At 58.6% G+C, this 13,600-nt stretch carries 12 protein-coding genes; 2 read left to right on the forward strand and 10 right to left on the reverse strand.

Going from position 1 to position 13,600, the window contains the following annotated elements:
• Positions 1-21: 21 nt before the first annotated feature.
• Positions 22-192, reverse strand: coding sequence for a 50S ribosomal protein L32 (gene rpmF / locus K7H94_RS11285; RefSeq protein WP_016192161.1), 171 nt, complete (start codon positions 190-192; stop codon positions 22-24).
• Positions 193-206: 14 nt separating this feature from the next.
• Complete coding sequence (yceD, locus tag K7H94_RS11290; protein ID WP_058759469.1) at positions 207-728, reverse strand: 23S rRNA accumulation protein YceD; 522 nt, start codon at positions 726-728, stop codon at positions 207-209.
• 143 nt (positions 729-871) lie between these two features.
• On the opposite strand from yceD, the gene K7H94_RS11295 reads away from it, so the two are divergent.
• Positions 872-1,453, forward strand: coding sequence for a Maf family protein (locus K7H94_RS11295; RefSeq protein ID WP_010617257.1), 582 nt, complete (start codon positions 872-874; stop codon positions 1,451-1,453).
• Between the two features lie 10 nt (positions 1,454-1,463).
• Here the strand turns inward: K7H94_RS11295 and rluC are convergent, their stop codons facing one another.
• Positions 1,464-2,423 carry a 23S rRNA pseudouridine(955/2504/2580) synthase RluC gene (rluC, locus tag K7H94_RS11300; protein WP_222951056.1) on the reverse strand — a complete coding sequence of 320 codons (960 nt, stop codon included), beginning with the start codon at positions 2,421-2,423 and terminating at the stop codon, positions 1,464-1,466.
• A gap of 573 nt (positions 2,424-2,996) precedes the next feature.
• Between rluC and rne the strand changes: the two genes are divergently transcribed.
• Positions 2,997-6,275: a ribonuclease E gene (rne, locus tag K7H94_RS11305; protein ID WP_222951057.1), complete on the forward strand. Its 3,279-nt coding sequence runs from the start codon at positions 2,997-2,999 to the stop codon at positions 6,273-6,275.
• A 180-nt stretch (positions 6,276-6,455) separates the two neighbouring features.
• Here rne and flgL read toward each other — a convergent pair whose 3' ends face one another.
• The 7 genes from flgL to K7H94_RS11340 all read right to left on the reverse strand — a co-directional run bounded on the left by flgL (position 6,456) and on the right by K7H94_RS11340 (position 13,590).
• A complete protein-coding gene (flgL, locus tag K7H94_RS11310) occupies positions 6,456-7,421 on the reverse strand; it encodes a flagellar hook-associated protein FlgL (RefSeq protein ID WP_058759465.1) in 966 nt (321 codons plus the stop codon).
• Positions 7,422-7,438: 17 nt separating this feature from the next.
• Complete coding sequence (gene flgK, locus K7H94_RS11315) at positions 7,439-9,082, reverse strand: flagellar hook-associated protein FlgK (protein ID WP_021506414.1); 1,644 nt, start codon at positions 9,080-9,082, stop codon at positions 7,439-7,441.
• Between the two features lie 116 nt (positions 9,083-9,198).
• Complete coding sequence (gene flgJ, locus K7H94_RS11320; RefSeq protein ID WP_021506415.1) at positions 9,199-10,140, reverse strand: flagellar assembly peptidoglycan hydrolase FlgJ; 942 nt, start codon at positions 10,138-10,140, stop codon at positions 9,199-9,201.
• Entirely contained in the window at positions 10,140-11,189 is a 1,050-nt protein-coding gene (locus K7H94_RS11325; RefSeq protein ID WP_230201060.1) for a flagellar basal body P-ring protein FlgI, read from the reverse strand. Before K7H94_RS11325 ends, flgJ begins: the two co-directional genes overlap by 1 nt.
• Positions 11,190-11,258: 69 nt before the next feature.
• Entirely contained in the window at positions 11,259-11,969 is a 711-nt protein-coding gene (locus tag K7H94_RS11330; RefSeq protein ID WP_021506417.1) for a flagellar basal body L-ring protein FlgH, read from the reverse strand.
• A 62-nt stretch (positions 11,970-12,031) separates the two neighbouring features.
• Positions 12,032-12,814 carry a flagellar basal-body rod protein FlgG gene (flgG, locus tag K7H94_RS11335; RefSeq protein ID WP_021506418.1) on the reverse strand — a complete coding sequence of 261 codons (783 nt, stop codon included), beginning with the start codon at positions 12,812-12,814 and terminating at the stop codon, positions 12,032-12,034.
• 17 nt (positions 12,815-12,831) lie between these two features.
• On the reverse strand, positions 12,832-13,590 hold the full coding sequence (locus K7H94_RS11340) for a flagellar basal body rod protein FlgF (RefSeq protein ID WP_058759464.1): 759 nt from the start codon (positions 13,588-13,590) through the stop codon (positions 12,832-12,834).
• Positions 13,591-13,600 lie beyond the last annotated feature (10 nt).

Genomic DNA, 13,600 nt, shown 5'->3' on the forward strand with positions numbered 1-13,600 from the left:
GCCTTGCGTAACCGCAAAGAATTACTTGGTGATAACCTTGCGACCGCGGTAGTAACCATCCGCAGTGATATGGTGACGCAGATGAGTTTCACCAGAAACTTTATCTACTGACAGAGTGGTAGTGGTCAGCGCATCGTGCGAACGACGCATACCACGCTTAGAACGGGTTGGTTTATTCTGTTGTACGGCCATGGACCTTACTCCTATTACTTACGCTTTAAACTGGCTAATACGGCAAATGGGTTTGGTTTTTCCGCCTCTTCAGGCAGCTGGCCAAAGACCATGTCCGCGTCGGACACTTCACAGTGTTCAGAATCATGCACCGGAACGACCGGCAGCGCGAGGATGAGTTCATCTTCGATCACCGCCAGCAGGTCGATTTCACCGAAATCGTTGACATCGACCGGCTCGTAGGCTTCCGGCAGTGCCTCGGCCTGCTCATCAGAAGAGACAGGACTGAAGCAATAGCTTACGTGCACAGCATGCGGGAACGGTTGGTTGCAGCGTTGACATAACAACGTTACCTGCACATCGGCTGTTCCTTGCAGAACAGCGAGGCGCTGGTTGTCAACCGCAAACGACATGGCACATTCCACATCACTGTCCACACTCACGACCGTTTCGGCCAGGCGCGCCACCAATTCAGGTGCGTAAACACCGTGATAATCCAGGCGTTTTTGCGCGGCGCGGACCGGATCGAGCGTCAGGGGTAATTTTACCTTTTGCATAGGGCGCGCATATTAACTTTGTAACGTCATAGAGTCAAAGAAAAAGGCCGGTTTACAGCATCTTTCACCCGTTAGTCGCATCCAGTGCGGCGCATAGTTTAAAATGCCTGTCATCTTTACGCTATCACTTCTGCAAAAAAATGATGACACCGCTGGTTTTAGCCTCAACCTCTCCGTTCCGTCAGGCGCTGCTGCGCAAGCTCGGCCTGCCGTTTATCACTGCCGCCCCTGAAAGCGATGAAACGCCGCTGCCGGGAGAAGCCGCGCCGCAGCTGGTGCAACGTCTGGCCATTGCCAAAGCGCAGGCGCTGGCCGCGCGCTATCCTGCGCACTGGATCATTGGGTCCGATCAGGTCTGTGTACTGGACGGCCGCATCGCCGGCAAGCCGCATACCGCAGAGAACGCCTGCCAGCAGCTGGCGCTGGCGAGCGGCAAAGCCATTACCTTTTATACCGGCCTAGCGCTGATTCACCCCGCCAGCGCGCAGCAGCATGTGCTGTGTGAACCCTTTACCGTGCATTTTCGGCAACTGAGCGCGGCAGAGATTGCGCGCTACGTCGAGCTGGAGCAGCCGCTGCAGTGCGCCGGCAGTTTCAAAAGTGAGGGACTGGGGATTTGTCTGTTCGAACGGCTGGAGGGGCGCGATCCCAATAGCCTGATTGGCTTACCGCTGATCGCGCTGAATGGCCTGCTAAGGCAGGCGGGCATCAATCCGCTGGACTGATGCCACGCTGTCAGGCTTTTTTCTGCAGGCGCAGCTGGGACAGGCAGTGCTTCAGTGCCTTATCCAGCGGCGCTTCCATACGCAGGCTTTCGCCGGTGTTAGGATGGGTAAACGTCAGTGCGGCAGCATGCAGGAACAGCCGCGCCAGACCGGTTGGTGCCAGCTGGCGATCGAATTCGCGATCGCCATAGCGATCGTCAAAAGCAATCGGGTGCCCGCCATGCAGGGTATGCACGCGAATCTGATGCGTACGTCCGGTCACCGGACTGGCTTTAACTAATGTCGCCAGGCCAAAACGTTCTTCAACTTTAAAGCGCGTTTCTGACGGCTTGCCCTCGGCGCTGACCCGCACCACGCGCTCGCCGCTTTGCAGAATGTTTTTCAGCAGCGGTGCCTGCACCACTTTCAGGTGCGATGGCCAGTCGCCGCGCACCAGCGCCAGATAATCCTTCTGCATGCCTTTCTCACGCAGCTGCTCGTGCAGCGAACGCAGCGCCGAGCGCTTCTTCGCCACCAGCAAAATGCCGGACGTGTCACGATCGAGACGGTGCACCAGTTCCAGGAAACGCGCCTCCGGGCGCAGCGCGCGCAACCCTTCAATCACGCCAAAGCTCAGCCCGCTGCCGCCGTGCACCGCGGTGCCGGACGGTTTGTTCAGCACCAGCAGATAATCGTCTTCATACAGAATGCACGACTCCAGCGCTGCTACTTTATCCAGTTTGGGCGACACTGCCTGCTCTTCACGCTCGGCCACGCGCACCGGCGGCACACGCACTTCGTCGCCGTCTTCCAGCTTATATTCAGGTTTTACGCGTTTCTTATTCACCCGCACCTCGCCTTTACGCAGAATGCGGTAAATCATGCTTTTCGGCACCCCTTTCAGCTGGGTGCGCAAAAAGTTATCAATACGTTGACCGGCATTTTCAGCCGTGATGGCGACAAACTGTACGCCGGGATTCTCTGTTTTCATGGCGGCGATTCTAAATAGTGTCCCCGGATAGCGCCACCCCTTTTTCTGTGCTTAACTCTGACTTTATCGCCGCGTTACGCTGCCAGAATGCTGGCTTTTTCAACGATGCGATGATTACCCCTGCAAATGAACAGGTTAAGGATGAACAAACTTCACAGCTCGGTAAAAGTCGCCTTGCTATAAGTTGCTAAGCAATGGAATAATGCAGAGGTTTCTGTCCTGGAAAGAGTCAGGCAGGAAAAAGAGCGAAATTAAGGTATTTTGCCGGATGAAACGGACACGCAGCAATGGCGTAAGACGTGATGTTTAATCAGGCACTTAGCGGGCTGCGGGTTGCGGCCTGGACGACAGACTGGGATGTGTGGATTTTTGAATACTCTGTAGCACTTCCACCTTCAGGCGCTGGTTTTCCTTATGAAAAACAGGCCACCGACAAGATTTGCGCCCCTTTAGCCGCCGACAACCGTGAGGTTGACGTCAGTGCATGCAGACACGGGGCCATCGGTTGATTCTCGTCCAGGGTAACGATGCCCGCAGCTTTATCACTCATGTGAGAATAACGAGTAAGTCACGATGAAAAGAATGTTAATCAACGCAACTCAGCAGGAGGAGTTGCGCGTTGCCCTTGTTGACGGACAACGTCTGTACGATCTGGATATCGAAAGCCCCGGACACGAGCAGAAAAAAGCCAACATCTACAAAGGTAAAATCACCCGTATTGAACCCAGCCTCGAAGCTGCGTTTGTTGATTACGGTGCCGAGCGTCACGGTTTCCTCCCTCTGAAAGAAATTTCCCGCGAATACTTCCCTGCTAATTACAACGCGCATGGCCGTCCGAACATCAAAGATGTGCTGCGTGAAGGCCAGGAAGTGATCGTACAAATCGATAAAGAGGAGCGCGGTAATAAAGGGGCAGCACTGACCACCTTTATTTCGCTGGCCGGTAGCTATCTGGTGCTGATGCCCAACAACCCGCGCGCTGGCGGCATTTCCCGCCGTATCGAAGGTGATGACCGTACCGAGCTGAAAGAGGCGCTCTCAGCGCTGGAGCTGCCGGACGGCATGGGCCTGATCGTGCGTACCGCTGGCGTCGGCAAATCTGCCGAATCGCTGCAGTGGGACCTCAGCTTCCGTCTGAAGCACTGGGAAGCCATCAAAAAAGCCGCAGACAGCCGCCCGGCACCGTTCCTGATTCATCAGGAAAGTAACGTGATTGTGCGCGCCTTCCGCGACTACCTGCGCCAGGATATCGGTGAAATCCTTATCGATAACCCGAAAGTGCTGGAGCTGGCGCGTCAGCACATCGCCGCGCTCGGTCGTCCGGACTTCAGCAGCAAAATCAAACTGTACACCGGTGAAATTCCGCTGTTCAGCCATTACCAGATCGAATCGCAGATTGAATCGGCGTTCCAGCGCGAAGTGCGTCTGCCGTCCGGCGGTTCTATCGTTATCGACAGCACCGAAGCGCTGACCGCCATTGATATCAACTCCGCCCGCGCGACACGCGGTGGTGATATCGAAGAGACCGCCTTCAACACCAACCTGGAAGCCGCCGACGAGATTGCCCGTCAGCTGCGTCTGCGCGACCTCGGTGGTCTGATTGTTATCGACTTCATCGATATGACGCCTGTGCGCCATCAGCGCGCCGTGGAAAACCGTCTGCGTGAAGCGGTACGTCAGGATCGGGCGCGTATCCAGATCAGCCACATTTCGCGCTTTGGTCTGCTGGAGATGTCGCGTCAGCGCCTCAGCCCGTCACTGGGTGAGTCCAGCCATCACGTCTGCCCGCGCTGTAGCGGTACCGGCACCATTCGTGATAACGAATCGCTGTCGCTGTCGATCCTGCGTCTGATTGAAGAAGAAGCGCTGAAAGACAACACCAAAGAAGTGCACGCCATTGTGCCGGTTCAGGTGGCCTCTTACCTGCTGAACGAAAAACGTGAAGCGGTCAGTGCGATTGAGAAACGTCAGGGCGGCGTGCGTGCCATCATCGTGCCAAACGATCAGATGGAAACGCCGCACTACTCGGTGCTGCGCGTGCGCAAAGGTGAAGAGACGCAAACCCTCTCCTATCACCTGCCGAAACTGCATGAAGCTGAGATGGCGCTGCCTTCGGAAGAAGAGCACGCTGAGCGTCGTCGTCCGGAGCAGCCAGCACTGGCCGCCTTCGTGATGCCGGATGCACCACCGGCTCCGGTTGAAGTGAGCGAAGAGAGCCAGCCGGCAGCGGTTGACGTCAAAGCCAAACCGGCGGTCGCAGCACCCGCGACGGTCAGCACCGGTTTTGTTGCGCGCCTGCTGGGTGGCCTGAAAAAACTGTTTGCCGGTGATGCGCCCGCCGCAGCCCCTGCTGAAGAGAAGACCGAAGCGAAAACGGCTGACGGTGAGAATACGCAGCAGCGTGGTGAGCGTCGTAACAATCGCCGCAACAACAACAATCGCCGCGAGCGCACGCCGCGTAACGGTGAGCATGCGCAGAGCCGTGAAGGCCGTGAGCCACGTGAAGCGCGCGAGCCGCGTGAACCCCGTGAGCCTCGTGAAGCCCGCGAGCCACGCGATCAGGATAACCGCCGTAACAAGCGTCAGAATGACGCGCGCGGTGAGCGTCCGGCGCTGACTGAAGAGCAACTGCAGCAGCGTGATGAGCAGCAGCAACAGCGTCGCGAACAGCGTGCTGAGCGCCAGCGTCGTCGTCAGGAAGAGAAGCGTGCGCAGCAGGAGCCGCAAGTTGCTGAGCAGGTGCCTGTTGTTGATAGCGTTGATGACAGCGTTGCGCAGGAAGACGAACGCGTTCAGGTTATGCCACGTCGCAAACAGCGCCAGCTCAGTCAGCGCGTGCGCGTAGGTGACAACGCTGACGCGATCCCTGCTGAGCTGCCTGCCGCTGCCGTTACTGAAGCGGTGCAGGAAAACAGCCAGCGCGCCCAGCTGAAAGAGCAAGCCGAAACCGCTCAGGATGAGCAGGATGACAGCGAGAACCGTGACGGGGCCAACATGCCGCGCCGTTCACGTCGCTCACCGCGTCATCTGCGCGTCAGCGGTCAGCGTCGTCGTCGCTATCGTGACGAGCGTTACCCTACGCAGTCTGCGATGCCGCTGGAAACAGCAGCTGCCTCACCAGAGATGGCGTCAGGCAAAGTGTGGATCACTTATCCGGTCACGCAGACTCACGAGCACTTCACTTCTAACCAGGCGCTGAACGAAATGCCAGACTATGGCTATCAGGATGCCGCGCCGGCGGAAGAACTGCCTGTGGCTGTCGAAGCCACAGCCGTGGCACAGCCCGAAACGCCAGCGCCAGAAGTGGTGCATCAGGCTGAACCACAGGCGCACACTGAGGTGCCGGTGGTGAATACTGATGACCTGACGCCAGTGGCGGCACCGGTTGATCACCAGCCAGCAGTGATTTCCGCAGCCGATGAAGCGGTTGCACAGGAAACCGCAGCAGAAGCGCAACCGGCTGTTACGCCTGCCGAAGAGACGCAGCCAGTGGTTACCGAAGCGGTTAGCGCAGCGGAACAGGCTCCGATCGAGGTGTCACCCGCAGTCGAAGCGCAGGTAGAAGAGGTGCTGTCCGCGCCGGTAGCGGCCGAAGCACCTGTCGCGCCGGTCACCGAACCGCACGCACCGGTTGCCGCCCGTGATACCGGGGTCAGCCATGCTGAGACCCGCTTTAAGCATCACGCTACGGCGCCGATGACCAAAGCACCGGCACCGGCATGGGAACCTGAGCCCGTGCGCCACAGTGACTGGGTCCGTCCGGCCTTCAACTTCGAAGGACGCGGTTCAGCCGGTGGTCACAGCGCCACGCATCAGGCTACCGCACCGGCTACCCGTCCGGAAAGCGCGTAAGTCTCTGCTGTAGAGCACTACCGTCTCCAAACCCCGGCTGGTCCGGGGTTTTTTATTGCCCGCATTCTCCCCTCCCACCTGACTGAACACTCTGAATAAAAGCCAAAAAAATCCCACGGCCCTCGCAGGCAGTGGGAAAAACTAAGCGTACCCGGTTTAAGTACGCTCAAACAGTCAGGTTTATTTATTCATCTGGAACAGCGACATCTTCGACATATCGCTAAAGGTGGTGTACGACGCCTGCAGCAGCTGCTGCTGCATGGTGTAGGTAGAAATGGCTTCGGTGTAATCGACGTTCACCAGCGTGCTCATCTGATCTTTCAGCGTCACCTTGCGGTCGTCACCTTTTGCATCCAGCGTATCCAGTTCGTCCAGCTGGGTACCAATCTCAGAACGCACCGCCAGCACGTTGTTCAGCGAGTTGCTGAAGCCACGGTTGGCTTTGTCCATCGCCGCGCTGAAGGTCTGTTTAGTGGCATCGTCAGCGTCATTCTGCGGCACTTTCAGCGCCGCAATGGCGTCATCCAGCATATTGAACAGGTTAGTCTGGCTGGCGCTGCCATCCGGCTCCGGCTTGGCGTTGCTGGTCAGCTGGTCAAAAATTGAATTACCGGTATGACCCACCGTCATGGTGCGTTCGCTGTCGACTTTCTGGGTGATCGCGTCGCTGCCACCGCTATAGATGATTTTACCGCTGGCATCTTCGGTGAACGGCGGCTTGTCGGACGCATAGCCGGCAAACAGGTAGCGGCCGTTCCCGTCTTTGCTGTTGGCCAGGTTGAGCAGCTGCGAGCGAATGCCCTCCAGCTGGGTAGCATAAGACGCGCGGTCATCGTCACTCAGCGAGCCGTTACCGGCGCTGATCAGCGTGGATTGCGCCGACTGAATCGCCGTCGTGACATCACTCAGCGTGCTCTCTTCCAGCGACAGGCCCTGATTCGCGAACGAACGCGCCAGCGCGAACTGGCTGTCGCGCGCCTGCGTCTGCGACAGCACCACGGCGCGCGAAGCGGCGATCGGATCGTCAGACGGATTGGTCACGCGGCGACCGGTTGACAGTTGTTCACCCGCTTTCAGCCAGGAGGATTGCGCGTCAGTGACGCCGCGCACCTGCTGGTCGAAAATCATATTGGTACTGAGTCTCATCGGTCAGGCCTCCCGTATTAACCGCGAATGCTCATCAGAGCATCGAAAATGGTATTGGCGGTTTGCAGTACCTGCGCGTTCGCCATGTAAAATTGCTGATATTTGCTCAGGTTGGCGTACTCTTCGTCGAGGTTTACGCCAGAAACCGACTGCTGACGTTCGGTCAGCTGCGTCACCACGCCCTTCTGGGTGGTAGCGGCGGTTTCGAGGTTTTTGGTTTTGTTGCCAACGGTGCTCACCAGGCTGGCATAACCCTGTGCCAGCGTGGCGTTACCGTTAATCAGTTTGGCATCCTGCAGGTCCAGCAGCTTTTGCGCGTTACGGTTATCGCTGGCGCCACCCGCAGCCGAAGCTGCCGCGATCTGCGATTCACTGGTGATAGCCACTGACATGCCGCTAATCACATCCTGCACCGGTTTGACCAGGAAGCTGTCTTTGGCGTTAGCCGTTCCATTTACCGTTAATGACAGTCCGTCAAAGCTCATGGTGGTATTGCCGGCACCGTCGCTGCCCATGGTCGGCGTCACTTTCACGTTGTCCGAAAGACGCGTCACCGACCAGTTGCTGCCGTCATAGCTGACGCTGTAGTTAGAGGCTTTCATCGCCCCGGTATCGGTCCAGCTGGCACTGACGGTAGCGGCAGAGGTGTTTTTGCTGTTGGTCACCACTGTCGGGCTACCAATATTGAAGAAGTTGATGCCGGTGTTGCCTTTGCTGTCATAGCCCTGGCTGTGCACCTGGTTGAAGCTGGTGGTGAATGCCGCTGCCAGCTGCCCGAGCTGGTTCTGCGCGTTGTCCAGATCCTGGGTACGGAACGCCAGCAGGCCCCCGAGCGAACCGGTGGTCAGCGTTTTTTCCGGGATCTCAACGTTACCGGCCTGCTTATCGACATAGCCCACGGTAATGCGCGACGCATCGCTGCTGGAAGGCATGGCGATCAGCGAGGTGGTTTTGCTGCCGTTGACCAGCGTGGTGTTGCCCATCGAGACGATGTAATTACCGTCCTGCTGCGAAACGTTTACGCCGACCAGGCCATTCAGGTTATTGACCAGCTGATCGCGCTGATCGAGCAGGTCGTTAGGCGCAGAGCCGCCGCCGGTGGTCAGCTTGGCGATCTGCGTGTTGAGATCGGCAATCTGGCTGGAGTAGGTGTTGATCTGCTCGACGCTGGCTTTGATGTCCGTATTGACGCTGTTTTGCATGCTGGTCAGATACTGTGCGGTAGTCTGGAACTGGTTTACCAGTCCCTGCGCATAGCTCAGCATAGACTGACGCGCAGAAGGATCGTCCGCGTTACTCACCACGTTCTGCACGTTAGTGAAAAAGCTCTGAATCGAGTCAGACAGGCTGGTGGTCGACGTCGACAGCAGATCATCAATATTCGAAATCTGGTTGTACTGTGAATTGACCGCGCTGTAGTTGGCGCTGTTACCGCGCAACTGGGCGGTAATAAACTCATCGTATTCACGCTGCACGCCGGTCACGTTGACGCCGTTGCCATAATAGTTGCTGCCCTGCAGCGTACTGTTGGCCTGCGACAGCAAAATCGTCTGGCGCGAATAACCGGCCACGGTGTAATTACTGATGTTGTTACTGGTGGTGCTTAATGCGGCCTGTGCGGCGCTCAGCCCGCTCATCGCGGAGTTAATTATGCTGGACATCTCGGTTCCTTTTTCCCGTTAACCGGGCTGGCAGTCATCAGTGCGATTGCGCGGGCCACAACGCCCGCGGCATGTGAAGGTTATCGGCGTGCTTAAGCGAAACTTGAGCGGAAAAATCAGAACAGGTCGGTGAAATCCTGGCTGTAAGCCTTAACCACTTTTTCGCCCATGTTTTTGAATTGCTGGATCATTCCTACCAGTTTCTGCGCATATTTCGGGTCAGTCGCGTAGCCGGCCGCCTGCAGCGCGCGCGCGCCCTGCTCGGCGCTCGGTGCATTCGCCACCGCCGCATAGCGCGGGTTACTGGAAATCAACCGCACGTAGTCGCTGAGCGCTTCGAAATAGGAGCCATAAACGCGGAAGGTGGCGCGCACTTTCTTCGCTTCACCGCCCTCGTATTCCGTGGTCATGATGTCGGTGGTTTCGCCCTTCCAGTCGCCGCTGGCTTTGATCCCGAACACGTTGTAGCTCGGCTTGCCGTCGCGCGTCAGGATCTGCCGCTGGCCCCAGCCGGACTCCAGTGCCGCCTGCGCCAGAATCAGATGGTGAGGAATGCCGCTCTGCTGGCTGGCCACTTTCGCCGGCTGCGCCAGCTGGGCGATAAACTCATTGCTGTCACCCGGCAGGCTGGCCGGCGAGACCGGCAGACGCGGCACCGCTTTGCGCACCATCTGCTCCAGCTGCGTGGGCGCCATGCTGCTATAGATGAAGCTGTTATCCAGTTTCATCGGCACGGTACCGGCGCTTTCGTCCGGTGCCTGCGCCGGCTGCATCTGTTTGACAATGGTGTCGGCCAGACCCAGTCCGCGCTTGCCGATTTCCTGTGCAATCTGCTGATCGTAAAGCGAGGTGTAAAGCCGCGTCTGATCGTTGCTCAGCATGCCATCCTGCGGCAGCGCTTCACGCATGCTCTTCAGCATCATCTGCACGAACATCCCTTCGACCTGCTTCGCCACCTGCAGCGCTTTGCCTTTCGGGTCCACGGCAGCCTGGCGTTTCAATTCGTTCAGCGAGCGGCTGTCATACGCCGCGTTCATCAGCGATTGCGTATCGGTCATCAGATAATTTCCAGCTTCGCGCGCAGGCAGCCCGCGCTCTCCATCGATTGCAGAATCGACATCAGCTCAATCGGTGTCGCACCCAGCGCATTCAGCGCCCGCACTACGTTGTTCAGGTTGGCACTGGCGTTAACCCGCTGCAGCGCGCCACCGCTCTGACGCAGATCGATCTGCGTTTGCGTGGTGGCAACCGTCTGACCACCGGCAAACGGCGTATCCGGCTGGCTGACGTTCTGCTGCTGATTAACCGTGACCGACAGGTTGCCCTGCGCCACCGCACAGGTGTTGAGCGTCACTTCGCGATTCATCACCACCGAACCGGTGCGCGAGTTAATGATCACTTTGGCGTCTTCCAGCGGCACCGACACGTCGATGTTCTGGATCTCCGCCAGCAGACGTACCTGCGAGCTGTTATTTGGCGACACGCGGATTTGCACGGTACGGGCGTCCAGCGGCAGCGCTGACCCCACGCCACGGCTGTTGATGGCATCAGCAATGCGCTGCGCCATGGTGAAATCTTCGTTGTTAAGCTGCAGGTTGATGGTGTTCTGGCTGCCGAAGTTGCTCTGCAGCTCACGTTCCACGGTGGCGCCACCGGTAATGCGGCCGCCGTTGAGCTGGTTAACCTGCACGCTGCTGCCACCGGCCGAGGCGCCCGCCCCGCCGACCAGAATGTTACCCTGCGCCAGCGCGTAAACCTGGTTATCGACGCCCTTCAGCGGCGTCATCAGCAGCGTACCGCCGCGCAAGCTTTTGGCGTTACCCAGAGAGGACACCACCACGTCAACTGTCTGTCCCTGACGGGCAAACGACGGCAGTTTGGCGGTGACCATCACCGCCGCCACGTTTTTCAGCTGCATGTTGGTGCCGGCAGGCACGGTGATGCCCAGCTGCGACAGCATGTTACTCACCGTTTGCGTGGTGAACGGCGTCTGGGTGGTCTGGTCACCGGTGCCGTCAAGGCCAACCACCAGACCGTAACCAATCAGCTGGTTATCGCGTACGCCCTGCACGCTGGTGAGATCGCGGATGCGATCGGCCTGCGCCATCAGGCTGCTGATGCCGAGCAACAGGCCCAGGCCCAAACGCAGCAGTGTAGTGTTTTTCATCATGACCTCTTACATCGGCGAGACGTTCAGGAAGAAGCGCTGGAACCAGCCCATGGTCTGCGCCTCATTGATATAACCGTTACCGACGTACTCAATACGTGCATCGGCGACCTGCGTTGACAACACCGCGTTGCTGGCGCTGATGGTGCGCGGGTTCACTACGCCAGAGAAGCGAATAAATTCGGTGCCCTGGTTGATTTCAATCTGTTTCTCGCCGACCACGCGCAGGTTGCCGTTCGACAGCACCTGATTAACGGTGACGGTGATGGTGCCGGTAAAGGTGTTGTTGGCGGTCGCGCCACCTTTGCCAGCGAAATCGTTTTTGCCGTTGGCATCGAGCGCGGCTTTTTCGCCGCCGGCGCCCACCAGTCCGGCCAGGCCGGTTGGGATGGCGCTCAGGCCAAAGCTGTTGCTGCCATCGCGGCTGGCATTGGCTGAAGAGCTTTTGCTGGCGCTGACGTTTTCCTGCAGCGTAATGGTCAGGGTGTCACCAATGTTACGTGGACGACGATCCTCAAACAGCGGCTGATAGCCGTAGTTGAGCGGCGCCACGCCCTGAAAAATGGAACCGTTCACCACCGGCGGTGCGGATGGCGTCGGCTCAGCCGTCGTCGCACCCTGTACCAGTGGCGTGCGCGGCACCAGCGCACAACCGTTAAGGGTCAGTAGCAGCGTGGCTACTAACCAATGCCCAGGCTTGAGAATCACTTGCTTCGCCACGGAGTTCTGACCTTTTTCATGTTCTTAATCGGGCCAGACGCGCTGGCCCAACGATCCCGGCATTACAGCTGGGTTAACTTCTGCAGCATCTGATCGGAGGTGCTGATCGCTTTGCTGTTGATCTCATAAGCGCGCTGCGTCTGGATCATGGTCACCAGCTCTTCCGCCACGTTGACGTTGGAGGTTTCTACATAACCCTGATACAGCAGACCGGCCCCGTTCTGGCCCGGCGTGCTTTCGGTTGGTGCGCCAGAAGCCTGGGTTTCCTGATAGAGGTTTTCCCCGACGCTATCCAGTCCGGCATCGTTCATGAAGGTGCTGAGCGTCAGCTGGCCAACCTGCGCCGGCTGCGTCTGCCCCTGCTGTGTCACCGTCACCACGCCGTCACGCGCAATGGTGATGCTGGTGGCATTCGCTGGAATAGTGATGCCTGGCTGCACCGGGAAACCGGCGTTGGTCACCAGCTGGCCGTTCTGGTCCACCTGGAACGAGCCGTCGCGGGTATACGCAGAGGTGCCGTCCGGCATCTGCACCTGGAAATAGCCCTGACCGTTGATCGCCACATCTTTTGAGTTGCTGGTCTGCGACAGGTTGCCCTGGTTGTGCAGACGTTCGGTGGTCACCGGACGCACACCGGTACCGATCTGCAGGCCCGACGGCAGCGTGGTCTGTTCTGACGACTGCGCACCCGGCTGACGCAGGGTCTGGTACATCAGGTCTTCGAACACCGCGCGTGAACGCTTAAAGCCGTTGGTGCTGACGTTCGCCAGGTTGTTGGCGATGACGTCCATGTTGGTCTGCTGTGCGTCAAGACCGGTTTTCGCGATCCATAAAGAACGAATCATTGTGTTTTCCTTAAGCCTTAGCTGCTCATATTGAGCAGCTGATTAGCCCGCTGTTCGTTTTCATCGACGTTGGAGATCACTTTCATCTGCATCTCGAAACGTCGGGCGTTGGCGATCATGTCGACCATGGTTTCCACGGGCTTCACGTTGCTGCCCTCCAGCACGCCCGGCATCACCTGCACGGTCGCGTCATTCGGCAGCGCCGCGCCGCGCTGTGCCTGAGTGGCGGCGCTGGGACGGAACATGCCGTCATCACCGCGCGTCAGTTCCTGGCCTGTGGCACGTACCAGCTTCAGCCGTCCGAGCTGCACCGTGGCGTTCGGCGCGTCACCGGCGTTAAGCGCGGTGATGGAGCCGTCGGCGGCAATGGTCAGTTGCGCGCCCTGCGGCACGGCAATCGGACCGCCATCGCCCATCACGGGATTGCCCTGAATGGTCAGCTGGCCGGTCGGGCTGATCTGCATGTTACCGTTGCGGGTATAAGCTTCGCTGCCGTCAGCGGTACGCACCGCCAGCCAGCCATCCTGCTGCACCGCCACATCGAGCGGACGCTCGGTATAATCGAGCGAGCCCTGCGACATATCGGCACCCGGCGTCGAAGCGGCGACCAGCGTACGTGTTGGCAGCGACCAGCCATTGACCGGCACCGCGCGCAGCGCATTGAGCTGAGCGCGAAAGCCCGGCGTCGAGGCGTTGGCGAGGTTGCTGGCGGTGACAGACTGTTGCTCCATCGTCTGACTGGCCGCGCCCATCGCGGTATATATTGCGTGATCCATAAAGCAATCC

This window comes from Pantoea dispersa, from assembly GCF_019890955.1.
Taxonomy (GTDB): Bacteria; Pseudomonadota; Gammaproteobacteria; order Enterobacterales; family Enterobacteriaceae; genus Pantoea; species Pantoea dispersa.